Origin of the sequence: Salinibacterium sp. NK8237, from assembly GCF_015864955.1 — a bacterium.
In the GTDB taxonomy this organism is placed as follows: domain Bacteria; phylum Actinomycetota; class Actinomycetes; order Actinomycetales; family Microbacteriaceae; genus Rhodoglobus.
Map to the genome: position 1 here is coordinate 423,608 of NZ_JADYWE010000002.1, position 25,068 is coordinate 448,675.

General features: G+C 60.5%; 22 protein-coding genes. 16 read left to right on the top strand and 6 right to left on the bottom strand.

The genetic code is table 11. The annotated features are described in order from the left end of the window. Positions 1 to 160 precede the first annotated feature (160 nt). The 4 genes from I6E56_RS12355 (at position 161) to I6E56_RS12370 (ending at position 4,023) form a co-directional block, all read left to right on the top strand. Positions 161 to 682, top strand: coding sequence for a gluconokinase (locus tag I6E56_RS12355; RefSeq protein ID WP_197138811.1), 522 nt, complete (start codon positions 161 to 163; stop codon positions 680 to 682). Between the two features lie 23 nt (positions 683 to 705). Continuing rightward, the gene (locus tag I6E56_RS12360) at positions 706 to 2,115 is read left to right on the top strand and encodes a GntP family permease (RefSeq protein ID WP_197138812.1); all 1,410 of its coding nucleotides are present in this window, start codon (positions 706 to 708) and stop codon (positions 2,113 to 2,115) included. A 9-nt stretch (positions 2,116 to 2,124) separates the two neighbouring features. Next, entirely contained in the window at positions 2,125 to 2,898 is a 774-nt protein-coding gene (locus I6E56_RS12365) for an SDR family oxidoreductase (protein WP_197138813.1), read from the top strand. Positions 2,899 to 2,979: 81 nt separating this feature from the next. Beyond that, positions 2,980 to 4,023 carry an L-idonate 5-dehydrogenase gene (locus I6E56_RS12370; RefSeq protein WP_197138814.1) on the top strand — a complete coding sequence of 348 codons (1,044 nt, stop codon included), beginning with the start codon at positions 2,980 to 2,982 and terminating at the stop codon, positions 4,021 to 4,023. A gap of 30 nt (positions 4,024 to 4,053) precedes the next feature. Here I6E56_RS12370 and I6E56_RS12375 read toward each other — a convergent pair whose 3' ends face one another. The 3 genes from I6E56_RS12375 to I6E56_RS12385 form a co-directional block, all read right to left on the bottom strand. Then, entirely contained in the window at positions 4,054 to 4,770 is a 717-nt protein-coding gene (locus I6E56_RS12375; RefSeq protein ID WP_197138815.1) for a FadR/GntR family transcriptional regulator, read from the bottom strand. 117 nt (positions 4,771 to 4,887) lie between these two features. Continuing rightward, entirely contained in the window at positions 4,888 to 6,306 is a 1,419-nt protein-coding gene (gene uxaC, locus I6E56_RS12380) for a glucuronate isomerase (RefSeq protein WP_197138816.1), read from the bottom strand. Next, a complete protein-coding gene (locus I6E56_RS12385; protein WP_197138817.1) occupies positions 6,303 to 7,352 on the bottom strand; it encodes a LacI family DNA-binding transcriptional regulator in 1,050 nt (349 codons plus the stop codon). Before I6E56_RS12385 ends, uxaC begins: the two co-directional genes overlap by 4 nt. Before the next feature lie 159 nt (positions 7,353 to 7,511). Between I6E56_RS12385 and I6E56_RS12390 the strand changes: the two genes are divergently transcribed. The 11 genes from I6E56_RS12390 (at position 7,512) to mfd (ending at position 21,476) form a co-directional block, all read left to right on the top strand. Then, positions 7,512 to 8,855, top strand: coding sequence for an extracellular solute-binding protein (locus I6E56_RS12390; RefSeq protein WP_197138818.1), 1,344 nt, complete (start codon positions 7,512 to 7,514; stop codon positions 8,853 to 8,855). Between the two features lie 15 nt (positions 8,856 to 8,870). Further along, a complete protein-coding gene (locus I6E56_RS12395) occupies positions 8,871 to 9,854 on the top strand; it encodes a carbohydrate ABC transporter permease (RefSeq protein ID WP_197138819.1) in 984 nt (327 codons plus the stop codon). Next, complete coding sequence (locus I6E56_RS12400) at positions 9,851 to 10,753, top strand: carbohydrate ABC transporter permease (RefSeq protein WP_231606613.1); 903 nt, start codon at positions 9,851 to 9,853, stop codon at positions 10,751 to 10,753. The genes I6E56_RS12395 and I6E56_RS12400 overlap by 4 nt, the downstream gene beginning before the upstream one ends. Further along, entirely contained in the window at positions 10,750 to 11,589 is an 840-nt protein-coding gene (locus I6E56_RS12405) for a sugar phosphate isomerase/epimerase (RefSeq protein ID WP_197138820.1), read from the top strand. The genes I6E56_RS12400 and I6E56_RS12405 overlap by 4 nt, the downstream gene beginning before the upstream one ends. Beyond that, entirely contained in the window at positions 11,586 to 12,707 is a 1,122-nt protein-coding gene (locus I6E56_RS12410; RefSeq protein ID WP_197138821.1) for a Gfo/Idh/MocA family protein, read from the top strand. The genes I6E56_RS12405 and I6E56_RS12410 overlap by 4 nt, the downstream gene beginning before the upstream one ends. Then, positions 12,704 to 13,558 (top strand): sugar phosphate isomerase/epimerase, encoded by an 855-nt coding sequence (locus tag I6E56_RS12415; protein WP_197138822.1) that lies wholly within the window; start codon positions 12,704 to 12,706, stop codon positions 13,556 to 13,558. The genes I6E56_RS12410 and I6E56_RS12415 overlap by 4 nt, the downstream gene beginning before the upstream one ends. Next, on the top strand, positions 13,551 to 14,909 hold the full coding sequence (locus I6E56_RS12420) for a mannitol dehydrogenase family protein (protein ID WP_197138823.1): 1,359 nt from the start codon (positions 13,551 to 13,553) through the stop codon (positions 14,907 to 14,909). The genes I6E56_RS12415 and I6E56_RS12420 overlap by 8 nt, the downstream gene beginning before the upstream one ends. Continuing rightward, entirely contained in the window at positions 14,906 to 16,144 is a 1,239-nt protein-coding gene (manD, locus tag I6E56_RS12425) for a D-mannonate dehydratase ManD (protein WP_197138824.1), read from the top strand. Before I6E56_RS12420 ends, manD begins: the two co-directional genes overlap by 4 nt. Positions 16,145 to 16,400: 256 nt before the next feature. Then, positions 16,401 to 17,024 carry a 50S ribosomal protein L25/general stress protein Ctc gene (locus I6E56_RS12430; protein ID WP_197138825.1) on the top strand — a complete coding sequence of 208 codons (624 nt, stop codon included), beginning with the start codon at positions 16,401 to 16,403 and terminating at the stop codon, positions 17,022 to 17,024. A gap of 26 nt (positions 17,025 to 17,050) precedes the next feature. Then, positions 17,051 to 17,632, top strand: a complete 582-nt coding sequence (gene pth / locus I6E56_RS12435; protein WP_197138826.1) for an aminoacyl-tRNA hydrolase — start codon at positions 17,051 to 17,053, stop codon at positions 17,630 to 17,632. A 151-nt stretch (positions 17,633 to 17,783) separates the two neighbouring features. Then, positions 17,784 to 21,476 (top strand): transcription-repair coupling factor, encoded by a 3,693-nt coding sequence (gene mfd, locus I6E56_RS12440; protein ID WP_307842850.1) that lies wholly within the window; start codon positions 17,784 to 17,786, stop codon positions 21,474 to 21,476. A 3-nt stretch (positions 21,477 to 21,479) separates the two neighbouring features. On the opposite strand, the gene I6E56_RS12445 is transcribed toward mfd, so the two are convergent. The 3 genes from I6E56_RS12445 to I6E56_RS12455 form a co-directional block, all read right to left on the bottom strand. Beyond that, entirely contained in the window at positions 21,480 to 22,391 is a 912-nt protein-coding gene (locus I6E56_RS12445; protein ID WP_197138827.1) for a CPBP family intramembrane glutamic endopeptidase, read from the bottom strand. Positions 22,392 to 22,450: 59 nt separating this feature from the next. Further along, on the bottom strand, positions 22,451 to 23,092 hold the full coding sequence (locus I6E56_RS15350; protein WP_197138828.1) for a thermonuclease family protein: 642 nt from the start codon (positions 23,090 to 23,092) through the stop codon (positions 22,451 to 22,453). Between the two features lie 66 nt (positions 23,093 to 23,158). After that, the gene (locus tag I6E56_RS12455) at positions 23,159 to 24,019 is read right to left on the bottom strand and encodes an SGNH/GDSL hydrolase family protein (protein WP_231606614.1); all 861 of its coding nucleotides are present in this window, start codon (positions 24,017 to 24,019) and stop codon (positions 23,159 to 23,161) included. 54 nt (positions 24,020 to 24,073) lie between these two features. On the opposite strand from I6E56_RS12455, the gene I6E56_RS12460 reads away from it, so the two are divergent. Next, positions 24,074 to 24,823 (top strand): YabN family protein, encoded by a 750-nt coding sequence (locus I6E56_RS12460; RefSeq protein ID WP_197138829.1) that lies wholly within the window; start codon positions 24,074 to 24,076, stop codon positions 24,821 to 24,823. Positions 24,824 to 25,068 lie beyond the last annotated feature (245 nt).

A 25,068-nucleotide genomic window follows, 5' to 3' on the forward strand; every position in this document is an offset into this window, starting at 1 on the left:
CCTGAGTAGCTGAGAAACGCGCGGCTAGCGGGCGGTGCTGAAAGCATCCCTTCACCGAGCTTCGGAGATATATTCTCAACAACTTTGCATTAAGTCTGCTTTAAGGCACACTGGTCAAATTGATATCTGACGTAACGACGCGTCAATTGTTAGGAACACTGTGACTTCACAATTTCCACCCCTCATCGTGATGGGTGTCTCAGGATCGGGTAAATCCACCGTTGGCGCTGCCCTAGGCGAAGCGCTTGGCATGCAGTTCATCGACGGTGACGATCTTCACCCCCGTGCTAATAAAGAGAAGATGGCTGCTGGCCACGCTCTGAACGACGAAGACCGCGCTCCGTGGCTCGAGATCATTGCCGACCGCATCGGCGCAGAACTCGCTGACGGAAACCCCATCATCGTCGCGTGCTCCTCGCTCAAGCGCTCCTATCGGCGCATCCTCACCGCGTATGCTCCCTCGACGGTCTTCGTGCACCTGCAGGGAGCCCGCGAAGTCATCGCTGAGCGCCAGTCGCACCGCAACCACGAGTACATGCCCAACAGCCTCCTCGACTCGCAGTTCGCCACGCTCGAACCGCTCCAGGACGATGAGCGCGCTGTGCTCGTCGACCTCACTCACACTCCGGATGACATCGTCCGGTCCATCAAAAAAGACCTCACCGACAATTACGTCGGCTGAGCTGCACTGTAGAAGTTAGGACAATGATGACCGACCTCCAATTGCTGTGGGAGCTGCCCACATGGGGCTTGATGCTCCTCGCTGCGGGTGCCATTGCGCTCCTGCTTGTACTGATCATCGTGGGCCGCGTTCATGCGTTCCTCTCGCTGATCATCGTCAGCCTGGTGACCGCGATTGCCGCGGGTATCCCGACGAACCAGATAATCCCCACCCTCACCTCTGGCTTCGGTGGCACCCTCGCCAGCGTTGCTCTGCTGGTCGGTTTGGGAGCGATGCTCGGCCGAATGCTTGAGATGAGTGGTGGAGCACAAGTGCTCGCCGATTCGCTCATTCGCCGCTTCGGTGAAAAGCGTGCGCCTCTTGCTCTCGCAGTAGCGTCGCTCATGATGGGTTTCCCCATCTTCTTCGACGCCGGTCTTGTCGTGATGCTGCCGATCATCTTCACCGTTGCACGTCGCCTCGGCGGATCACTCCTGTTCTACGCGTTCCCCGCCGCCGTTGCCTTCTCGGTGATGCACATCTTCGTGCCGCCGCACCCCGGCCCCGTTGCCGCGACCGGTCTGCTCGGAGCTGACGTCGGACTCGTTCTGATCTTCGGCCTCATCGTCGCCATCCCCACTTGGTATGTCGTCGGTTACAAGTTCGGTACCTGGACAGGTAAGCGCTTCGACATCGCGATCCCCGACATCCTGTTCGGAAGCGCGGATGACGAAAAGGCATCACAGTTCAAGTCAAACCCCAAGCTCGGCACGATTCTCTTCCTCCTTCTCCTCCCTCTCGTGCTCATCTTCATGAACACCGGCCTCAACGCGCTCGCAACCGCTGGCGTCGTTGACCTTGAGAACCCGCTCGTGCAGGTGCTGCGCCTTCTTGGTGAAACTCCCATCGCTCTGCTAATCACCGTGGTCTTCGCGATGTGGTTGCTCGGTTGGAAGCGCAACAAAGAGCGCACGCTCATCGAGACCATCGTTGACAGCGCGCTCGGCCCGGTTAGCTCGATCATCCTCATCACCGGTGCCGGTGGAATGTTCGGTGGCGTACTGCGTGCCAGCGGAATCGGCGCCAGCATTGCAACGTCGCTCGAATCGATCGGTATGCCGCTCATCGTTGCCGGCTTCGTGATCGCCGCGATCATCCGCGTCGCCCAGGGTTCAGCAACGGTCGCGCTCACCACTTCGGCCGCGCTCATTCAGCCCGTCGTACTCGCTGACGCTGGCCTCAACCCGGTCGAACTTGCTGCCATCGTGCTCGCGCTCGCCGCCGGTTCGGTGTTTGCTGGTCACGTGAACGACTCTGGCTTCTGGTTGGTCAGCCGCTTCTTTGGCATGGACACCCAGACCACGCTTCGCACCTGGACGGTCGGTCAAGCACTGATTGGTGTCATGGGCTTCGCGATTGCGTTCGTCATCTTCATCATCGCCGGAATGTTCTAGGAGATAGCTGTGGCATCCACCATGTTTGACCTCACGGGGCGCATTGCGCTCGTTACCGGATCTAGTCGAGGAATCGGGCGAGTTATCGCTCAAGCCCTCGCCGTGGCCGGAGCAACGATCGTGCTGAACGGTCGCGACGAAGAGCGGCTCGCCGCCACTCACGCCGACTTCAGCTCCGAGTTTGGGGCCGACCGCGTTTACGCTCGCGCGTTTGACGTAGCGGATGCCGCAGCTGTCGCCACCGCAATTGCCGAGATCGAGGCATCCATCGGTGCGATTGGGGTGCTCGTGAACAACGCGGGCATCCAGCATCGCGAACCGATGCTCGACCTCGACGTGGAGGACTGGAACCGCGTCATCGCCACCAACCTCACGAGCGCCTTCCTCGTCGGTCGTGAAGTTGCCCGCCACATGCTGGAGCGTGGCGAGGGCAAGATCATCAACATTGCATCGGTGCAGACCGACCTTGCGCGCCCCACTATCGGGCCGTACACGGTGTCGAAGGGTGGCATCCGCAACCTCACTCGTGCCATGACGGCCGAGTGGGCCAGTGGCGGATTGCAGATAAATGCAATCGCTCCCGGTTACATTCACACCGAGATGACGCAGGCGCTCGTCGATGACGACACCTTCAACAACTGGATTCTGGGTCGCACGCCCGCTGGTCGTTGGGGCACTCCCGCCGACCTCGGTGGCCCGGCCGTGTGGCTGGCCTCGAGTGGCTCCGACTATGTCAACGGCCAAGTCATCTTCATTGATGGCGGCATGACGGTCGTCGTCTAACCACCTTTCGAAACGCGGGAGCGCCGTGCACCTGTGCGACGCTCCCGCTTTCTTGTTAACACCCGAATAGAAACGAAGCTCATGACACCCGAACTCCCCGCTGACACCCTCGCCGTTGTCGTTCACGCGCAAGACGATTTGCGGGTCGACACGATTCCGCTTGCGCAGCCCGCAGCGGATGAGGCTGTCGTGCAGGTTGCGTTCGGTGGCGTGTGTGGGTCTGACCTGCACTACTGGAGTCACGGCGCCGCAGGGGAGTCGATCCTCAAGGCCCCAATGATTTTGGGTCACGAAGTCGTGGGCACCGTCGTGCAGCAGGCCGCGGATGGAACGGGCCCAGCGGTCGGGGCGGCCGTGGCTGTGCATCCGGCAACTCCCGGTGGCACCGAGCCACGCTGGCCCGAAGACCGCCCTAATCTTTCTCCCGGCTGCACCTACCTCGGTAGTGCTGCGCGGTTCCCTCACACCGAGGGTGCTTTCGCCGAGTTCGTCACTCTGCCGAGTCGGATGCTGCGGGCACTGCCCAGCTCGCTAGAGCTACGCGAGGCCGCTCTTGTTGAGCCGGCGAGTGTGGCTTGGCACGCCGTCTCGCGTGCCGGAGATGTGCGCGGAAAGCGTGCTCTCGTGATCGGCGCAGGACCCATCGGAGCCCTCATCGTCGCCGTGCTCAAGCGTGCCGGTGCCAGCGAGATTGTGGCCGTCGACATGTTTGCCGGGCCGCTGGCCACAGCGCAAGCGGTTGGTGCGACATCCATTCTTCATGCCACCGATGTGGATGCCGTTGCCGCCGTTGATGCCGACATCGTCTTCGAGTCCTCGGGCAGCTATCGCGGTCTCGCCTCGGCGGTGCGCGGAGCAACCCGTGGCGGTCGCGTTGTCATGGTTGGCCTGCTGCCCTCGGGGGAGCAGCCCGCACTCATCTCGCTTGCCATCACGCGCGAGCTGGAGCTCGTCGGGTCGTTCCGTTTCAACGACGAGATCGACGAAGTAATTGCGGCGCTCGCCGACGGCTCTCTCTTCGTCGAGCCCATTGTCACGCACGAGTTCGCGGCATCCGATGCCCAAGAAGCATTCGCGGTGGCGAAGGACTCTGAGCACAGCGGCAAGGTGCTGCTGCGCTTCTAAGCGCTGGCGCGTTTCTCGCGCAGCTCGCCGCTAATCGAGGAAGATGCGGGGCTCGCCAGCCCAGATGGGTTCGACTTCTTCGATCGTGCGGCTCATGATGCGCTCCATCGAGGCGAAGGCGTCGTCGGGGCGCTTGCCTTGAATGGCATCGGCAACGTCTACGTGCAACTGCAGCGCTTCTTCGTGGGGTGTTGACGGCATGAGGCCACGATTCGTGCGGCCGGTCAGTACTTCGGCGATCACTCGGTCGAGGCGGGCAAACATTTCGTTGCCGCTCGCGGCAAGAACGAGCGAGTGAAAGCGGATGTCGAGCTCCAGAAACAGCTCGAGGTCGCCTGAGCGGCCAACGGCCCGCATGCGCGCGGCCAGAGCGAGCAGTTCGCCGGCAGCCTCGTTGGAGGCGTGCAGCGCGGCAAGCTGCGCGGCCTGAGGTTCGATAGCGCTGCGCAATTCGGTGAGCGAGCGCAACTGGCGCCCGTTCTCGGTCTGTTCGAGTCGCCACCGAATGACGAGCGGGTCATACAGACTCCACTCCGACATCGGCTTGACGCGCATCCCGACCCGCTTCACGGAAGCAACCATCCCCAGGGACTGCAGCACGCGGACCGCTTCGCGAACAACCGAGCGCGAGACGCCGTAACGCTCTTCCAGCTGTTCGGCAAGAATCGTGGAGTCGGGGGAGATCTCACCCGAAACGATACTGAGCCCGAGATCATTAAGCACGCGTGCGTGAAGGCTTTCGGACATGCCGTTATTTTAGTGCGTCGGTTGGTCGTGTCCGGGGCGATTTGCGGCGCGCGGTTATGTTCGCTTCGTTCGTTGACGATCGATCGCTCAGTTGGCGTTGTCGAGAATGCACCGCGCTCACTCTGGCAAGCGGAAGGTAGTGATGGGGCGCGTCGATACCAGGCTTATAGCGATGTCTCGTGCCGAGTCTTCTGTGAGTTGATGCTTTGCCACTAACGAGGCGAGGTATGACGCGTCGACGCGTCGCGACATGTCGTGCCGTGCTGGGATCGAGCAAAACGCACGAGTGTCGTCAATGAATCCTGACGTCTTCGCGAAACCCGCGGTTTCGGTAACCGATTCGCGGAACCGGAGCATCGCGGCGGGGCTATCCAGAAACCACCACGGTGCCCCGGCGTACACCGCGGGATAAAATCCGGCCAACGGGGCGATCTCTCGTGAGAAAGCGGACTCATCCACGGTGAACAACACCAAGTGGAACGTTTTGTCGGTGCCGAAGTCTCGCAAAATAGGCTCAAGCGGGCGGGTGAAGGAAACCCGATCAGGAAGGTCGTGACCAGTGTCCGGGCCGTAGGCGTCGAAGGTCGGTTGGTGATGGTTGCGGATGACTCCGGCATGTAGCTGCATGACAAGACCGTCGTCGACCGACATTTCTGCAAAGCGGTAGAGCATGTTTCGGCGGTACGCAGTTGCCTCGTCGGCAGTGAGTGTGCCAGCAAGTCCAGCGCTGTGAAGCCGCTCAGCGTCGTGCGGCGTGAGGGGGTCGGACCCGGCATCGAGCACTCCAGTGTCGGTCGCTGTTGCGCCATGGGCGATGAAGTACTCACGCCGTGCTCGCAGGGCCGTGAGGAGCCCGTGATAGGTGCCGCAGTCGATTCCTGAAGCCTCAGAAAGTGCATCCAGTTTCGACTTCCACCCGACGGCAAGCGGATTCATGTAGACATCGGCCCGCAGAGTGGGCAACACATGGCCGGTAAAGGTGGGGTCTGCGGCAAGCGCGGCATGAGCGGCGAGATCGTCGGCGGGATCATCTGTCGTCGCCAGCACACGGATCCCAAAGCTGTCGAAGAGCGCACGTGGTCGCATGGCGTCGGTCTCGATAGCGGCCGCAAGCTGGTCATAGATGCTGTCAGCATTCGCTGCCGAAGGTACATCAGTGACACCGAAGACGTGGCTCAGCTCCATCTCGAACCATTCCATGACGGGAGTGCCAAGAAAAACGTTCCAGTTTTCGCTGAAGCGGCGCCAGATATCTCGTCCGCTCGCTGGCGAGGGAACGCCGTTGCGCGCAAGACCGAGTTCATGGAGTTCAACGCCGTTGGCGTGCAGCAGTCGAGTCACATAGTGATCCGGCGTGATGAGCAGGGCAGCGGGGTCGGGAAACGGAACATTGTCGAGCAGCATGGATGCTTCAACATGGCCGTGTGGCGAGTAGATCGGTGCGGCACTTACTTCGTTGTAAAGTCGGCGCGCTATGTCTCGCTCTGTGGGGTTGCTGGAGAAAAGGCGATCGGGGTGGAGGGACAGTTGTGTCATTGCGCCTTCTTGCGAGAGGGGGCGGGACCGGTGGAGTCTCGCACGGTGAGATGGGTCGGAAGTACTACAGCGTGGCGGGGAGTCTGTTGGGGCTCCTGGGAAAGATTTGCGAGCAACATTGAGACGGCAACTCTGCCGGCCTGCTCGATGGGTGCCGTCAACGTAGTGAGCGGAGGGTTGCAGAAATCGGCTCCGAAGATGTCATCGCAGCCGACAATGCTGACGTCATCGGGAACGCGGACGCCTCGGTCACGAAGCCGGGAGAGCATTCCGATAGCGAGCAAATCGTTGAAGGCTACGCACGCTGTTGCTCCGCTATTGATGACAGCATCTGCGGCTGCGGCACCGCCGACGAGTTTCGGTGAGAAGGGCCCCAACCTACGAGCGGTGAGCCCGTGGCGCTTCATGGCGCGCACAAAGGATCTCCAACGCCCTTCGTTTGACCACGAGGTTTCGGGGCCCGCCGCGTAGACGACTTCTCGGTGCCCGAGCGAGATGAGGTGTTCGACGGCTTGATCGATTCCGAATGGCGAGTCGATGAACACGCTGGGAACACCGGCGGTCTGTCGGTTGATGGCAACAATCGGGATCGCGGCGGAGATTTCAGTGAGTTCGCGATCCGTGAGCCGGGAGGCTGCGATAACCGCGCCGTCGAAGGAGCCCCGCAGCCCGCGAAGCATCGACTGCTCAAGCTCTGATGACTCTTCCGTGTCGATCAGTAATTGTGAGTAGCCGGCTGCTCTCGCCTGTTGCTGGGTTCCCCGGATGATGTCGAAGTAGAACGGATTGGACACGTCGGCGACGAGGACTGCTATCGACTTTCCCTGCACGTTCGCGATCGCGCCCATGCTGAGCTTGCGCGCTTGAGACGTGCCGATATAGCCGAGTTTTTCTGCAGCGCGTTCGATCCGCTCTCGGGTCGCAGCATTCACGCGACTTGGCGTGGACAATGCACGCGACACTGTCGACGTGGCTACGCCGCTCAAGTCAGCGACATCCTTGAGGGTCGCCGGGCGTTCCGGAGTCGCTGAGGGGCTGTTTTGCATATCCCGAGGTAAGCAGACCACAGTAATTTTGGCAATATTTGGCAAGATATTGCGCAAAATTTGCCACGTTGCCTAGAGTTCGAGGCACACGCCGGAACCGTCCTCGTCGAGAGGCCAGTTGTTCTGGCTTTCCGTCGCACCACTCAAAGAGGAGTTCCGATGATCAAGAAGAAAATGTTGGGAGCACTGGCGGGTCTCGCCGTTGCGGTACTGAGCGTTCAGGCATGCTCGACTGACTCAGCCGGTGAGGCTGGAGCAGTCGATGGCTCAGGCCAGACACTCAACGTGCTGATTGCCGCAAACACGCTGTACCCGACAGAACAGCAAGCCTGGTTCGATGATGTTTCGGCCACCTTCGAAGCCGAAACCGGTGCCACCGTTGAGTTCGAAACATTCGCTTCGGCCAACGACGAACTCACGAAAATCCAAACTTCAGTGCTCTCCGGCCAAGGCCCTGACGTGTACTCGCTCGGTACGACGTTCACGCCGACCGCTTATTCCACGGGGGCGTTCGTGACGCTCGGCGATGAGCAATGGGAGCAAGTCGGCGGCCGCGACAAGTTCGTTGAAGCATCGCTTGGAATTTCCGGACCCGACGAGGAGAACGAAATCGGCGTGCCTCTCGCGAGCCGTCCGTTCGGCCTCGCGTACAACACTGAACTCCTCGAAGCAGCAGGCTTCGACGCTCCCGCCGACAGCTGGGATGGCCTCGTCGAGCAGGCCAAGGCAATGACTCACGACGATCAGTACGGCATGGCAATCGCGTACGCCGACAGCTACAACCCGTGGAAGTTCATTTGGAGCATGTCGCTTCAGGCCGGTAACCCATTGATCGACGGCGACACCGCAACTCTCGACGACGAGGCCACCTTCGACGCGTACACGTCGTATTTTGAGTGGATGACCGTCGACAAAGTTGTCGACCCCGCGTCAGTGGGATGGCAAAACGCGCAAGCCGTTGCGGCCTTCGCTGACGGCAAGGCAGCCTTCCTGCCGATGACTACCGCGACGTCGTCGGTGACATTTGACGCCTCTGACGTTGCCGGAAAGTACGCGTTCGCCACCTTGCCGCTCATTCCGCCAGGGGAAACTTCGGCACCCAGCGATTCGATTGCGGCAGCGACCATCATCTCCGGCGACAACATCGTTGTGGCCAACTATTCGCCGAACCAAGACTTGGCGTTTGCCTTCATCAAGTTGCTCACCGATCCAGCACAGCAAGAGATCTACTTCAACACTTTCGGTGAGATGCCGACCAATGCTGAAGCAGCCGCGACGATCGAGAGCGAAAATGAACTGCTTGCGCCGCTGCTTGAAGCGGGTTCTCTGGCAGTCGGAACACCATTCAGCGGAGCGTGGGGCGATGTCCAACTCGCCCTCGGAAACGTGGCGGTGCAGCTCATCCCGGATATGCAATCCGGCGGGGTATCTGACAGCGCACTTCAAGCGCAGCTCGACGCCGCGCAAACCGCTGCGCAGTCGGCTCTCGACCGCGCACAGTAATAGGGATCTTCACCGATGACCGTGACTAAGCCCACGACTGACCGCCACATCGACCCCGACAAGGACGGTGTGGCGGGCAGCCGCCCGCAACCACGACCCACACGTTCGCGCAGTGTAGAGAAGCGCAATCGCCCACTCTGGATGCTCGCCCCCGGCGGTATCCTCATGCTGCTGGTGATCGTGGTGCCGGTTTTGGTCGCGGTCTTCATCTCACTGCTCGATCTCGATCAGTACTCGCTGCGCGAATGGATACAAGCCCCGTTTATCGGTTTCAACAACTATGTCGAGGCTGCTGCATCCTCCTCGATGTTTCACGCCGTTTGGCTCAGCGTCTCGTACTCGTTGATCGTCGCTGTGATCACGCTGCCGGTCGGGGTTGCAGCGGCACTCGCTGCACAGAATAGCTTTCGCGGACGCGGGTTCGTCCGCTCGGTCTTTCTCATTCCTTATGTGCTCCCCGCGTTCGTGGTCGGCACCGTGTGGCGCACTATGTTGCAGCCGTCCGGAGTCGTCAACAACATGCTCGACGGAGTCGGAATCGATGGAGGTCTCTGGCTCAACGGGCCGCAGAGCTACTGGGCACTAGTGCTTGTTCAGGCCTGGTCGTCGTGGCCGTTCTTTTACCTGCTGGTCTTGTCAGGATTGCAAGCGGTCGATGTGGAAGTTCACGAGGCAGCAGCGCTCGATGGTGCCAAGTGGTGGACCAAGCTGCGGTATGTCATTTTTCCGTACCTCCGCGGGCCTATCGCGCTAGCCCTCATCATTTCCTTTCTTCACAACATCAATAGCTTCACTTTGCCGTTCGTGCTGTTTGGGGTCCCCACTCCCTATGACGTTGAAGTCTTGCCGCTTCTTACCTACCTTTCCAGCTTCCAGAGCTTCCGCTTTGGGCTCAGCGCAGCGATGGCAGTGTTCTCTCTCGTGCTTATTGCTGTTCCGCTGGCGATCTATCTCCGTGCAGTGAAGCTCGATACCGGAGACGAAGGACACAAAAAATGACTGTCGATATTCGGGCCACTCCACGGCGCACCGGCCAACGTCGAGAGGATCTCGTGATGCGGCTTTTGCCGCGACCGCTCTTGGTCTCGATCGTGGTTATCTTGCTCCTCGTCGTTCTCGTGCCCGTTCTCTACATATTCCTCGCTTCGATCAATTCGGATGTCAGCATCGTCCGCGGGGACTTCTGGCCACGGGACATCACGTTCACGAATTACGTCGATATTTGGAGCACTGTTGAATTGGGCAAAGGCCTCTTCAATAGCGTTGTCGTAGCGGGTTCAGTTGCGGTAATCAGCGCGTTTATCGCGGTCGCAATGGCTTATGTGCTCGTGCGCTACCAGTTCTTCGGCCGACTGACGATTCTGCGAGGGCTACTCGCGCTGCAGTCAATTCCCGGAACACTCATCCTGCTGCCGGTTTTCGTGATCTTCTCGAGCCTCTCTACGATCATCGGAATTCAAATCATTGGTACTCGCGGAGCGCTCTTCGTGACCTACCTCACGTTCGCCCTCCCGTTCTCGACGTGGGTCATGGTCACCTATTTGAGAGGGCTACCTCGCGAACTGGAGGAAGCAGCGCGGATCGACGGAGCCTCGTCGTGGACGATCCTCACCCGGATCATCGTTCCGCTCAGCTGGCCGGGAATTGTGGTTTCGGGCATTTTCGCCTTCTTGCTCGGTTGGAACGACGTGCTTTTCGCATCCGTCATCACCAATCCCGAGACGCGCACGGTGGCTGTCGCGCTTCAAGTCTTCGGGGCGACAGCAGAGGGCGGGGCCGTGCCGATCTATGGACAGATGATGGCTGCATCGCTCGTCTGTGCGGTTCCCGTTGTTGTTCTGTATCTCGTATTCCAGCGCTACCTCGTAGGTGGCCTCACAGCAGGAGGAGTCAAATGACCGACGTCACATGGACGCTATCTGGATTCGGCGATGAGATCGGCGATGATCCTCACGTTCAGGTGGCTGTTCTTCAAGCTCTCGATGCGAAGTTCATCGAAGTGCGGAGCGCGTGGGGCACCAACATCATCGATCTTGATGAGGCGCAGCTCGATCAGCTTGCCGCGGTCTTCTCCGAGCGTGAGATGGGAGTGTCGGCAATCGCCAGCCCGGTTGGCAAAGTCGACGTGTCCCTTCCCGTCGATCACGAACTTGAGAGGTTGACGCGCGCGATCACTGCTGCGCACCGGCTCGATAGCCCCTACATTCGAATCTTTTCTTTCTTTCGAGACGCCGACATTGAGGTCGAGAGCATTCGCGACGAGGTCCTCCTTCGGATGAAAGCGTTGGCTGACTTGGCCGAGCGCGAAAGCATCGTATTGCTTCATGAAAACGAGAAAGACATTTATGGCGATACGCCGGGACGCGTGCTCGACATCATTGAGTCCGTTGGCTCACACGCGCTGAAAGTCGCTTGGGATAACGCCAATTTCGTGCAGGTCGGGGTCAAGCCCTTTACCGATGGTTTCGCTCTGTTGCGGCCTCACTTGGAGTATCTGCAAGTTAAGGACGCGATCGCTTCCACCGGTGAAGTGGTGCCGGCAGGCGAGGGCGACGGCGAACTTCTCGAAACGGTGACCGCACTGCGGGATTCCGGCTTCTCCGGCTTCACATCGTTGGAGCCCCACTTGAGTATGAATCACGCGCTCGGCGGGTTCTCCGGCCCGGAAGCCTTCGGACGTGCAGCGCGCGCATTTGCCCAGCTCACCTCAACTATTGGAGTAAAGACACAATGACCTTCAGCGTCGCAATTGTCGGCAACGGCATCATCGGATACAACCACGCGAAGGCCATCGTGGCCCACGGCGAGCTTGAGATCGTGGCTCTGATCGATGCCGTGCCAGAGGCAAGCAGCGCGCTCGCCGACTTCGTTGAGAACGACCTCAAGCGGCCTCGTCCCGTCACGGCGACATCTCTCAGCGGTGCAGCTCCCGCGGACATCGTGGTGATTTGTACACCAAGTGGCCTGCACGTGTCGCTGGCTGAAGAAGCGATTGCGGCGGGCAGCAACGTTGTGATCGAAAAGCCGCTCGACAGCAATTTGCCGCGCGCCCGGAGAATTGCCGCTATCGCGCGCCAGGCAGAGGCTCAGGGCCTCGTCGTCTCAGTGATTAGCCAGCACCGTTTCGATCCAGCAAGTGTCGTCGTCTTCGACGCCATTGAGCGCGGACGATTCGGGCGCATCACCTCGGCGGTGGCCTCGGTTCCATGGTGGCGATCTCAGGAGTACTACGACTCGGGTAATTGGCGTGGAACGTGGGAGCTCGATGGCGGGGGCGCCGTGATGAATCAGGGAGTTCATACCGTTGACCTATTGCGGTGGTTGCTGGGGACACCGGTATCGGTGAGCGCAGAAACTGCCAGGCTCGCTCACGACCGTATAGAAGTTGAAGACACAGCAGTCGCGACGATTCGTTTCGAGTCGGGGGCGCTCGCCGTCGTCCACGCGACCACTGCTGCTTTTCCGGGTATGACGGTGAGCCTGCAAGTTCATGGCTCTCAGGGGTCGGCGATCATCCAAGATGATCAGCTTGCGTACTTCTATGCGGCCGACGAACCGAGTGAACCAGAAGCGGTCAACCAAGCGGCGGCCGCCATTGCGCCGGAAGAACTCTATGGGGCGGAGAAAGACGCCGAGGCATTCGCGATCGGACACCTGCGCCAATATCAGGACATCGTTCAGGCGATCGACAATGGCACGGCGCCGGGAGTGACCGTCGACGACGCGTTACTTTCCCTCGTGCTCGTACAAGCCATTTACATTTCCGCCTCGCAGGGGAAACCTGTCGCATTTGCCGATGTGGTGGCAGGCAAATACGACGACACAGAACGCGTCACGGGAGGAACAGCATGAAGTTCTCAGTTTTTACAGCATCGACCCCAGAGTGGGAACCAGCCGAAGCGGCTCAGATGCTGGCGAATCAAGGGTGGGACGGCATTGAGTGGCGAGTCACTGATCAGTCGGCCTCCGACGAACCTGGCTTTTGGGCGGGCAACCGCGCCACCTGGCCCCTGACGGGGCTGGAAGAGTCCCTTCCGCGCATTGCTGAAGTAACGAAAGCCGCAGGGCTCGAATTTTCAGGCATCGGCGGCTACGCCCGCAGCAATAATCACGAAGACGTTGAGCGGATGCTGGCGGCGACGGCTGCGCTCGGTGCTCGCCAAGTTCGGGTCACAGTGCCGCCGCGCGGTGATGGCAATTACCGGGAGGTGTTCGACGCGACGCGAGCTGACTTTGAGTGGATCGCCACTCGTGCGGCCGCCCACGGCGTCAAAGCTCTTGTAGAACTGCACCACCAGACGCTTACGGCCTCAGCTTCTGCCGCGCTTCGCATGGTCGATGGTCTCGACCCGTCCCATGTCGGCGTGATTCATGACCTCGGCAATCTGCTGATTGAGGGGCAAGAGGATCATGTTTCGGCTTTTCAGATGCTCGGCGAATATCTTGCACACATCCACGTCAAAAATGTGGCGTGGTATCCCGAGGAGCCCGTTGACGGCGTGACGACTTGGAAAGAACACTGGGCGCCTCTCGCCACGGGGCAGGCCGATGTGCGGGCGTATTTCCGGGCGCTTGCGGCGGTCGGGTACGACGGGTGGGTCACGCTCGAAGACTTCTCCACCGAACTGCCGCTCGAACAGCGCACGCGTGAAAACCTCGACTTCGTAAAGGATGCCGCGGCACGCGCGGTCCGCGATGACTAACGATCACACTGCGACTACCACTCGCGCTCCGGTGCGAATTGCGCATCTGGGTTTGGGGGCGTTTCATCGAGCGCATCAGGCGTGGTACACCCACGTCGCCAACGGAGCATCCGATGAGCAGTGGGGGATCGAAGCTTTTAGTGGACGTCGCACAGAGCTCGTTGACGCCCTTCGCGAGCAGGACTTTCGTTACACACTGATCGTTCGCGACTCAGACGGCGAGTCGGCAACGCGGATCGACAGCATCGTGGCCGCTGCGTATGGAGACGACGGCGCGCGCTGGCGAGACGTGATCGCCGACCCCGCGGTGGCGTTACTCACTATGACGATCACCGAGGCTGGTTACGCGCTCGACGTCGCTGTCGAATGTGACAAGAACGCGCTCGTTGCAGACGATGGTGCGGCAATGGTGACGGCGCCTGGCCGCATTGTTGATGGGCTCCGTGCGCGTTCGCGAGCCCACGCGGGACCATTCGCCATCGTCAGCTGCGACAACCTGCCCCGCAACGGCGTGGTTACCCACGACGTCGTGGTCAGCCTCGCGGCACAGGTCGATCGGGGCCTCGCCGAGTGGATCGAACGAAACGTGTCTTTTGTGTCGAGTGTGGTGGACAGAATCACGCCGGGGGCGACACCGGATGACTCGTCGACGGCGCTCGCCCTTGCAGGTCACAGCGATGCCATCCCTGTCGTCACCGAACCATTTTCTGAATGGATCCTTAGCGGAGAGTTTCCTGCAGGCCGTCCCCACTGGGAGAGCGGTGGCGCACGATTCGTCGACAATATCGAAGCGTTCGAAAACCGAAAACTGTGGTTGCTCAATGGAGCTCACTCCTTACTTGCCTATGTCGGAACGTTGCGGGGGCACGACACTGTCGATGAAGCAATGAACGACGAGTGGTGTCGTGAACGGGTGGAACAGCTGTGGGCTGAAGCTCGGGACGTCATCGAGCTCAATGAGTCAGAGCTCGACGCTGCCGTCGAGGCGCTGCGCGCACGATTCGCCAATTCGAGCATCCGGCACCTGCTTCTTCAGATTGCGGCAGATGGATCCCAAAAGTTGCCCTCGCGCATAGTCGAGGTGCAGCGCCGTCGGCTCGCAGCGGGCTTGCCTATTGGTGCGGCCGGCGCTCTGGCCATCGCCGCGTGGCTTACACACCTTCGTGATCACCCGGAATGGGTTTCTGATGTCCGAGCGAGTGGGCTTCACGACCAGCTGATCCATAGTGACGGCGGGGCCCAGGTCGAGTTGATTTTGGATCTCATCGCTCCCGACAAGAGCCACGGACTCAGCACGGCAGTCTCTGAAGCCTTAGCCGAATTAGCGCCACATCGAAAGGACCCCTCATGATCATTGACGCAGCCGAGGTAATCGTCACTAGCCCGGATCGCAATTTTGTCACCCTCCGATTAACGACCGATGACGGTCTGATCGGACTGGGCGATGCAACCCTCAACGGTAGGGAGCTTGCGGTGGTGTCTTATCTGCGTGATCACGTCGTACCGCTACTTATCGGGCGAGATGCTCACACGATTGAAGACACTTGGCAGTTTCTCTACCGGAGCGCCTATTGGCGGCGTGGCCCGGTGACTATGGCTGCGATCGCGGCGGTGGATGTCGCACTGTGGGATATCAAAGCGCAGGCGGCAGGAATGCCTCTCTATCAACTGCTGGGCGGCGCTTCGCGCACGGGACTGCTTGCATACGGGCACGCATCGGGTAAAACGAATGAAGAGTTGTTCGACAGCGTGCGTGAACATCAAGAAGCCGGGTATCGAGCGATTCGAATTCAGACGGGGGTCCCCGGTCTGAATTCGATTTATGGCATCGCTTCCAATGCAACCTTTGATGCGAACAGTGGCGTTCGCTACGATCATGAACCCGCCCAGCGGGGCGCGTTTCCTGCTGAAGAAGATTGGGACACGCGCAGTTACCTGAGGCACGTACCCTCCGTCTTCGAAGCCGTGCGCAATGAGTTTGGGCCCGAGCTTCCCCTCTTGCACGACGGCCACCACAGAATGACGCCGATTCAGGCAGCGCAATTGGGCAAATCACTTGAGCCTTATGACCTGTTTTGGCTTGAGGACTGCACGCCAGCAGAAAACCCGGAGGCGCTGCGACTCGTGCGCCAGCATACGACGACTCCGCTTGCGATCGGCGAGATCTTCAATACGGTCTGGGACTATCAGCAGATTATCCGTGAACAACTCATCGATTATGTGCGTAGTGCCGTAACGCACACCGGTGGCATTAGTCACCTCAAAAAAATTCTGGAATACGCCAGTCAGTACCAGATCAAGTCGGGGATGCACGGCCCCACCGATATCTCTCCTGTCGGGATGGCGGCGGCAATGCATCTGGGGCTTGCGATCCACAATTTCGGGATACAGGAGTACATGAAACACGGCGCTAAGACAGATTCGGTATTCGAGCAGTCGTTTACGTGGGAGAACGGCATGCTGCATCCGGGAAACAAGCCCGGCCTCGGTGTCACGCTCAATGTCGACGAGGCTGGCCGCTACCCCTATGCGCAGGCTTACTTGCCCTACAATCGGCTGGCGGACGGTACCGTTCACGACTGGTGACGGGGTTCGCCGTTGGGGTAACGCTGCAGGCGGCGAACGTGTAGCATTAGCGGTTGAACTTCGGCGAGGGAACCATCTGGTTCCGTTATCGACGCGGCGGGCAAGTCACAGGGCTTTTCCTCACGTGGCAGATCTTTGGTCTGCCGGCGTTCGAGTTGAACTACAGACAATGATCTGGGCACTGAGCCCGCTGCAAACTTCGCGTTTGCGCAGGCACTGCGCTCACAACAGACTTCGGTCTTATTAGGAGATAACAATGGCTAAGCCAGGCGTTAACCACGTAGTCACGGATGCCCGTGAATCCTTCGGCAAGGGTGCTGCTCGCAAGCTCCGTGCCCTCGGCAAGATCCCCGCCGTCATCTACGGTCACGGCACCGACCCCATCCACGTTGCCCTCCCGGGTCACGAGATCGGCCTCATTCTCCGCAAGTCGAACCAGATCTTGGACCTCGACATCAACGGCAAGAGCCAGCTCGCCCTCGTGAAGGACGTGCAGAAGGACCCCGTTCGCCAGATCATCGAGCACATCGACCTCGTTATCATCCGCAAGGGTGAAAAGGTCATCGTTGACGTGCCGATCCACGTCACCGGCGAGTCGGCACCTGGTACCATCGCCAACCTCGACGCACCGACCATCTCGGTTGAGGCTGAAGCAACTCACATTCCTGAGTACTTCACCGTTGACATCGAGGGCCGCGAAGAAGGCGCTCACATCTACGCCAAGGACATCACGCTCAGCGAAGGTTCGGACCTTCTTTCCGACCCCGAGCTTCTCGTCATCGGTGTCAGCACCCCGCGTTCGTCGGTTGAAGCTGAAGCTGCTGAAGAAGAAGCTGCAGCAGTTGCTGCCGAGGCTGCTAGCACCGCGGCTGCTGAATAATCAGATTCTTTCGTAAGCGAGAAATCGTGGATGACCAATGGTTAGTAGTCGGGCTCGGTAACCCCGGGCCCGGCTACGCCGGTAATCGCCACAACGTGGGCCACATGGTGTTGGCCCACTTGGCTGACGAACTGTCGGCCACTTTCAAGAGCCACAAAGCCAACGCTGCTGTGGCTGAAGGGCGCAGCTTTGGGGATGGCCCCAAGCTGATTCTGGCGAAGCCCAATTCTTTTATGAATCTGTCGGGCGGGCCAACCGCAGCACTGATGCGGTTCTACAAGATCCCTGTCGAGCGCCTCATCGTCGTGCACGATGAGCTGGATATCGATTTCGACACGGTGAAGCTCAAGACCGGCGGCGGTCACGGAGGCCACAACGGCATCCGCGATATTGCTGCCGCCGTTGGCTCTCCCGATTTCACCCGCGTGCGCGTGGGTATCGGGCGTCCGCCTGGTCGCCAGCCTGCCGCCGACTTTGTGTTGCGCGACTTCTCGGGCGAAGAACGCAAAGCTCTGCCCAATCTTTTGAGCGATGCCGCGGATGCCGTCACTATGGTGGCGCGCGAAGGCCTCGAAGCTGCCCAGCAGCGTTTCCACAGCCCGCGCTAGTTCTTGCGAGTGCGGCAGTCGCGGCGACGCCGTTAGCGCCGTTGACTCAGCGCTGCACTGCCTGCCTCAGCGCTGCATTGCCTGCCTTAGCGTTGCTGCGCTGTGGGTGAACTCGCACCGGAGCGTCAGTGGCCGCGAGTAGAGTAATCCGGTGACTCTCGACGGAATTATCTCAGCACTTTCGCGCGCCCAAACCGTAGAGAGCGCCCTTCGTTTCTCTGAACGTAGCGCAGACTTCTCGCTCGTTGATGGCATGCGTGCACCGCTACTTGGCGGGTTACTCACAAAGTCGAACGCCCCGCGGTCACTGCTGGCTGTCACCGCGACCGGTCGCGAGTCCGAATCATTGCGCCGTGCGCTCACGAGCTATCTGCCCGATGCTCAGATTGTCGAATTTCCGGCGTGGGAAACCCTCCCGCACGAACGGCTGAGCCCGAGCGCAGAAACGGTCGGCAAGCGGATGCAGGCCCTGCGCGACCTGTCCAAGTGGCAAGCGAACCCGGTTGGCCAGTTTGTGCTGGTGGCATCCGTTCGGGCAGCGCTGCAGCCCATCGCTGACAACCTCACGACGATCGAACCGGTCGAGCTCACCAAGGGCGGCCGCAACTACGACCTCTCGGCGCTGTCTGAGCGACTGGTTGCACTGGCATATTCCCGCGTCGACATGGTGACGAGGCGCGGTGAGTTTGCGGTGCGCGGTGGAATCCTTGACGTGTTTGCTCCCAACCACGAGCATCCGCTTCGTCTCGAATTCTTTGGTGACGAGCTTGAGCAGTTGCGTGAGTTCTCGGTCGCCGATCAGCGCTCTATCGAGGGCGATGTTGAGTCGGTCGAGCTGGTACCGAGTCGCGAACTGTTGTTGAGCGATGCGGTGCGTCAGCGTGCCCGCGAGATGCAACACGAGTTCCCGAGTCTCTCTACGATGCTCGCAAAAATTGCCGAGGGTATTCCGGTCGATGGCATGGAGTCGTTGGCGCCCGCGCTGGTCGACAGGCTCGTGCCGATTACTCACTACCTTCCGGCGGATGCCGCCATCGCGGTGCTCTCACCGGAGAAGGTGTCGTCGCGCGCGATCAACCTCGCGGAGACGAACCAAGAGTTTTTGAGTGCGGCGTGGAACGCGGCGACGGCCGGCGCCGAAGCACCCATTGACTTGGATGCCGGTGACTTTGTCACGCTCAACGCGCTTCGTGCCTCCGCGGGGGATCGCCCCTGGTGGACCCTCAGCACCTTCGACTCGGGGGAAGCGGATGCCGCTAGCCTGCTGGATGGTGCGGAAGAGGCATCCGAATATGTTCGAATCGCGGCCACGGCAACCCCCTCGTTTGCGGGAACTCTCGATGGTGCTCTCGATCACGTCGGCCACTTGCTCGCGGAGGGCTGGACGGTAGCGATCGTTGCCGAGGGAGCCGGGCTCGTGGAGCGCACGGCGGGCCTGCTGGCCGAACGCGAATTGGCGGGGCGTGCCGTTGATTCCTTCCCGGCCGAGACCGAGCCGGGAGTCGCGTATCTGCTGCGCGCTTCGGTCGATCATGGTTTTGCGATGCCCGAGGCGAAGCTCGCGGTGCTGAGCGAGGGCGAGTTCTTTGGTCGGTCTGTCGGCTACGCTTCGCGCCCGGCACGCAAGCTCGCGGCCAGACGCAAGAACGTTGTCGACCCGCTGCAGCTCTCGAGCGGCGACCACGTTGTTCACCAGACGCACGGCATCGGCAAGTTCATCGAGTTGGTGTCGCGCGAGGTCAGCACGGGCGGCCGCAATGCGGTCAAGACTCAGCGCGAGTTCTTGGTGCTCGAGTATGCGCCGAATAAGCGTGGTTACCCTGGCGACAAGCTGTATGTGCCCACCGATCAGCTCGACTTGCTATCGCGCTATGTTGGTGGCGAATCGCCGGCCCTCAACAAAATGGGTGGCAGCGACTGGTCGGCCGCTAAGACCAAAGCACGTCGTGCCGTTCGCGATATCGCTGTCGAGCTGGTCAAGCTCTACAGCGCTCGCATGGCCAGTAAGGGGTATGCCTTCGGGCCGGACACCCCGTGGCAGCGTGAGCTCGAGGAGGCTTTTGCCTTTGCCGAGACTCCCGACCAGCTCACCACGATCGATGAGGTGAAGGCCGACATGCAGAGCCCCGTGCCGATGGATCGCCTGCTGAGCGGTGACGTCGGCTACGGCAAGACCGAGGTTGCGGTGCGCGCCGCGTTCAAGGCTGTGCAAGATGGCAAGCAGGTCGCAATGATCGTGCCGACCACGCTGCTCGTGCGTCAGCACATGGAGACGTTCGCCGATCGTTTCGCAGGGTTCCCGGTGCACTTGCGGGCACTCAGTCGTTTCCAGACGGAGAAAGAGTCTCGCGAAACGATGGCCGGCCTTGCCGACGGAACTGTGGATGTCGTCATCGGAACCCACCGTTTGCTCTCCAAAAGCATCGCCTTCAAAGACCTCGGCCTCGTCATCATCGATGAAGAGCAGCGCTTCGGTGTCGAACACAAAGACGCGCTCAAGAAGCTCAAGACCAACGTCGACATTCTCGCGATGACCGCGACCCCGATTCCCCGCACGCTCGAGATGGCGGTCACGGGCATCCGCGAAATGTCGACCCTCGCGACACCGCCCGAAGACCGGCATCCGATCCTCAGCTTCGTTGGCCCGTACTCCGAACGTCAGGTCGGCGCCGCTATTCGTCGCGAACTGCTGCGCGAGGGCCAAGTGTTCTACGTGCACAATCGCGTGAGTTCCATCAACCGGGTGGCGGCCAAGATTGCCGAACTGGTTCCGGATGCTCGCATCGCGATCGCCCACGGCCAGATGCCCGAGGCAGCACTTGAGCAAGTGATGGTCGACTTCTGGGATCGCAAGTTTGATGTGCTCGTCTCGACGACGATTGTGGAAACAGGCCTCGATATCCCCAACGCCAACACGCTCATCATCGACCGGGCCGACAAGTACGGCCTCAGTCAGCTGCACCAGCTGCGCGGTCGAGTCGGTCGTGGTCGCGAACGGGCCTACGCGTACTTCCTGTACGACGAAGAGAAGCCGCTGAGCGAAACTGCACACGAGCGCCTCGACACCATCGCTGCCAACAACGAGCTGGGTGCCGGTATGCAGATCGCCATGAAGGACCTCGAAATTCGTGGTGCCGGAAACCTGCTCGGTGGCGAACAATCTGGCCACATTGCCGGTGTCGGCTTTGACCTTTATTTGCGGATGATCGGCGAAGCCGTCTCCACATTCCGTGGTGATGTTGCCGAGGGCCAGACCGAGCTGCGGCTTGAGTTGCCCGTGGATGCCAGCATCCCTGAGGACTACGTCGAGAGCGAGCGCCTGCGTCTTGAGGCCTACCAAAAGCTTTCCACGGCCAGCGCACCATCGGCATCCGCCGACAGCATCGATCGCGTTCTCGACGAACTCACCGACCGTTACGGCGAACCGCCCGAGGAAGTGAAGCACCTGATTGCGGTGTCTCGCTTGCGGCGGATGTCGCAGCGACTCGGGCTCAGCGAGGTTGTCGTCATGGGTGACAAGCTACGCATCGCGCCCGCCGATCTGCTCGACTCGAAGCAGATCCGGTTGCAGCGGATGTATCCGGGCTCGAAGTATCACTCGGCCGCCTCCGCCGCGATCATTCCGCTGCCCACGGGCGCAAGCGATGGCGACCTCATCGACTGGGCCAAAGAGCTGCTCGTGTCAGTGTTCGGCGCTCAAGACACCGCGGCTGAGCTCGCGGAGGTTGCGCTCGCTGCCGAAGCTGCAGAGAAGCTTGCTGCCGATAAGGCTGCGGCCAAAGCGAAGGAAGCCAAGGAAATAAAGAACGCGAAGGATGCCGCAGGCACGTCCGGTGCGAGCTAGCGCCTAAGGCGCGGGTTCGGTCGCGGGTGCCGTTGTTTCGGTGGCGGCGACCGTGTCGGTCTCAGCGGAGTCCGACTCCGCGGGCTCGAGCGCAGGAGCGGCCGCAGGCTTCGGCTTGGGCGTGAACGCGAGCGGGTTGATGCGTCCGTCGATGAGGTGCACCCTGTTGACGGCCATCGGGATGATCATGAGGGAGCGCAGGTCGAGCACGGCGTGGGCGATGATGGCGATCAGGATGCTGCCCGTGAGCACGTAGACGGCCATGAAGATCGCGCCAATGATCGTGGTCACTACGATTCCGGTTATCCCTTGGTAGGAGTGCATGAGCCCGAAAATCAGCAGGCTCACGACGACAGCAATAATGGCGTTGCCGGTGGTCGCATACAGCAGGGCGGGAAGGGCAAGGCGAAAAAGTAATTCTTCGACTACGCCAGCGTTGATCGAGAGCAGTCCGCCGATCACGAGTTCTTGGCGGTTGCGCGGCAGAATTGCCTGCACGTCGCCGAGGCTCATGACTTCGTCATCCTGGTCCCGCACCGCGATCACTCCCACGACGGTGAGCGCCACTATGCCGACAGCAGCACCGATGAGTACACCAACGGTCACCGAGGGGTGGTCTTCGAACAGCGTAAGCAGCCACGCTACCCACGGCCACGTTTGAACGTCGGTGAGCAGGGGAGCGGCGAATGCTCCGCTGGCTACGAGCGTGACAAGAGCCATGCCTCCAAATAGCGTGAAGGAGATCAGCAACCAGCGGCGCAACATCTTTTGGCGACGCTTGGTGGTGCGAAAACATTTGAAGCGGCGGTATTCGCGTTGATCCCGACGGAACGTGCGCACCGCAAGCACGGTGAGAACCCCACCGAGGGTGAGCCACAGCAGTGCGAGCATGACGGGGTTAGCGGGGTCGAGCATGCATCAATCGTGTCATGGGTCGGCTGAATATGAACGACGTGATCAGTGCGTGACGCGAGCTAGCAGGATCCCCACATGCCGAGGTTGGCAGCGTAGGCGTCATCTTCGGCTTCGCGCAGCTCAGTCCAGTAGCGATCGTTGAGCCCAACTTTCAGCGCTTCCGCGGCGCCGAGTTCGACCATGGCCAAGTTCACAAACGTGCCGTCCTGCAGATACACGTAGAGCAGTGAACGGCCATAGCGGTCCTCGGGTTCGCGATCTTCGGATGCCCACACCGAGGTGCCTTCAGGGAGAAAGTCGCGCAGCAGTTCACGGGCTTCGACTCCGTAGCATTCTTCGGCATCCGGATTCTGTTGGCTGGCAAGCTCGGGGGTGTCGAGTCCGATGAGGCGCACTTTCAATTCGGTGCCGCCGTCATCGAGATAAAGAGTGTCGCCGTCATGCACATAGTTGACGGTCGCTGCAAAAGCGTTAGTCGGGATGCCGATGGTGGCGCTCGCTGCGTCGGCGTTGTTGGCGTCAGTGTCTGCGGTCTCGGGCGCGCTTTCGGGAGCGTCATTCGAGCTGCCCGCGATCTCAGAATCGTCGGGGGTGAAGCCGAGCGTGCCGTTGCCGAAGTAGGTGGCAATGGCGATCACCGCGACGAGCACGACAACGATAAGAGTGCCAAGGGTGCGGGGACGTTGAGGGGAGGCTGCCACGGGAAGATTCTTGCATGCTGCGGCGCGCACTCAACCAAACGAGCGGCTCCCGCTCGCGGATGTTACCTAGTTGTGGTCGCTCGGTCCAGAGCTCTCGGGGTGTCGTTGCGCCCTGAGCGCGAGAGCAGTGCTTGCGCCGAGAGTCTTGCCCCAGAGTGAATGGGCGCTTTTCCAGTTCCGACTTTCGCGGATGAAAGGTGAACCGGGGGCCACGCGCGGAAAAGGTGAATAGACCATGCCCGGGATTGACTCGACGACGCTCAATGATGCGTCGTTCAGTCGAGAAATCTGCAGGCAAAGTATGCGCTTTACCGTCCGAGGTAGTGGACGAAAGTGGTGCATTGGTGGAACGGCGCCCACCACGATGAGGCAGTCGGGGCGGATGTTGCGGCGTGCAGCCGTCGTGAGGGCAACGAGTTCGTTGCGCCAGGTGGTGGCGGATGTCCCTTGGAGCACGTCGGGTATACCTAGAACGACGATTACTGCATCCACCTCGACTGGTGTCTCGGCAAGCTGTCGCGCTGCACGAGCCATCGTGAGTTCCGTGTTGGTCATTGTCGTCCATGAGCATCCGGCACTGTGCTCGCGGGCGACGAAGCGTGCAGTCTGTGAGACGACGGCGAGCCCGTGATTGAGCACACCCAATCCGGAAGCCGCAGTATCGCCGATAAACAGCATGCGGTAGGCGTTTGGGCCATCTACTGCTCCCTCTGGCGCGTCGCTAGGGAAAAGTGAGCCCGCGATCTCGGCCCGGTAGGCAAGCCAGCTCACCTTGAGAAGTGGGCGAAACAATCGGATCAGTCGGCCACTCGCACGCTTTGCGAGTCGACCTTCCGGAGGCACACCGGTGGCGCGCTTAGGAGGCGTGTTCTTCGGGTCCACACGACACATAGTGGTCGAGAGTTCGTCGGTCGAGACGGAGGACATACCGCAACGAGAAACGTGATTTTAGCTTAATTTGAGAAGTGGGAGAATGGGGGCATGACTGAGCCTGCTGCGCCTCATCCGGAACTCGACAATCTCATCGCAACCCTTGAACGGTTGCGTGCGCCGGGAGGGTGCGCCTGGGATCGCGATCAAACTCATGAGTCGCTCGTGAAGCACCTCGTAGAGGAGACCTACGAACTGGTTGATGCAATCGAAGGCGGTGGCACCGCGGACATGCTCGAAGAGCTTGGGGATGTTCTCTACCAAGTGATCTTCCATGCTGACATCGCCGCAGAAGCCGGACGTTTCACTCTCGAAGACGTCGCCGCCAACATGAACGCCAAAATGGTCAGCCGTCACCCTCACGTATTCGCCGATGCGACAGCGGAGACCGCGGATGACGTGGTGGCGGCGTGGGATGAGCTGAAGAAAACCGAGAAGCCAGAACGCACCAGCGTCACCGACGGAATCCCACAAAAAATGCCGGCACTGGCGCTCGCCGACAAGCTGCTGGGGCGAGCCCACAAGGTCGGACTATTGGATGCCACTACGCCGGGCGCGATCAATGTCACGGAAGAAGACGAACTTGGCCCGCTACTTCTCGCAATTGTGGCATCCGCGAAAGCCAACGGTTTGGACTCGGAGCGGGCGCTGCGCACGGCATTGCGCCAGCTGACTCAAGAGATTAAGGATTACGAAGTCTCGCTCGTGCAGGCTGACGCAGCGGGCGATGAAGCTGCGGGCGATGCCCCTGTGAGTACTGGCGCGGCGGCCGCCGCCGACGATCCAGCGAGCCAAGGCTGAAATGGGTGGTGCCCCCCTTAACCCGAATAAGGAGGGCACCGGCGCAACGCCAGCAAACGAGACATGTGATCGCACGTCGATCGTCTACCGAATGGCATCGCGCGCTGAAGGATCGGTGGGATTACCCGGCCTACCGATCCAGCGTTGGAGAAGCCCCAGGTGAGGGGGATTCAAGTAGTTGTGGTGCCGTTAACAGGTTTCCGGCACAAGGAGAAATCATAACCATTGTCGATCCCATAAGCAAA

Coding starts and splice junctions, on each gene's coding strand:
- I6E56_RS12420 (WP_197138823.1), top strand. CDS start 13,551: ATGACTAACGATCACACTGCGACTACCACTCGCGCTCCGGTGCGAATT.
- uxaC (WP_197138816.1), bottom strand. CDS start 6,306: ATGACACAACTGTCCCTCCACCCCGATCGCCTTTTCTCCAGCAACCCC.
- manD (WP_197138824.1), top strand. CDS start 14,906: ATGATCATTGACGCAGCCGAGGTAATCGTCACTAGCCCGGATCGCAAT.
- I6E56_RS12445 (WP_197138827.1), bottom strand. CDS start 22,391: ATGCTCGACCCCGCTAACCCCGTCATGCTCGCACTGCTGTGGCTCACC.
- I6E56_RS12405 (WP_197138820.1), top strand. CDS start 10,750: ATGACCGACGTCACATGGACGCTATCTGGATTCGGCGATGAGATCGGC.
- I6E56_RS12375 (WP_197138815.1), bottom strand. CDS start 4,770: ATGTCCGAAAGCCTTCACGCACGCGTGCTTAATGATCTCGGGCTCAGT.
- I6E56_RS12395 (WP_197138819.1), top strand. CDS start 8,871: ATGACCGTGACTAAGCCCACGACTGACCGCCACATCGACCCCGACAAG.
- I6E56_RS12410 (WP_197138821.1), top strand. CDS start 11,586: ATGACCTTCAGCGTCGCAATTGTCGGCAACGGCATCATCGGATACAAC.
- I6E56_RS12370 (WP_197138814.1), top strand. CDS start 2,980: ATGACACCCGAACTCCCCGCTGACACCCTCGCCGTTGTCGTTCACGCG.
- I6E56_RS12455 (WP_231606614.1), bottom strand. CDS start 24,019: ATGTCCTCCGTCTCGACCGACGAACTCTCGACCACTATGTGTCGTGTG.
- I6E56_RS12415 (WP_197138822.1), top strand. CDS start 12,704: ATGAAGTTCTCAGTTTTTACAGCATCGACCCCAGAGTGGGAACCAGCC.
- I6E56_RS12385 (WP_197138817.1), bottom strand. CDS start 7,352: ATGCAAAACAGCCCCTCAGCGACTCCGGAACGCCCGGCGACCCTCAAG.
- I6E56_RS12400 (WP_231606613.1), top strand. CDS start 9,851: ATGACTGTCGATATTCGGGCCACTCCACGGCGCACCGGCCAACGTCGA.
- I6E56_RS12460 (WP_197138829.1), top strand. CDS start 24,074: ATGACTGAGCCTGCTGCGCCTCATCCGGAACTCGACAATCTCATCGCA.
- I6E56_RS12360 (WP_197138812.1), top strand. CDS start 706: ATGATGACCGACCTCCAATTGCTGTGGGAGCTGCCCACATGGGGCTTG.
- I6E56_RS12430 (WP_197138825.1), top strand. CDS start 16,401: ATGGCTAAGCCAGGCGTTAACCACGTAGTCACGGATGCCCGTGAATCC.
- I6E56_RS12390 (WP_197138818.1), top strand. CDS start 7,512: ATGATCAAGAAGAAAATGTTGGGAGCACTGGCGGGTCTCGCCGTTGCG.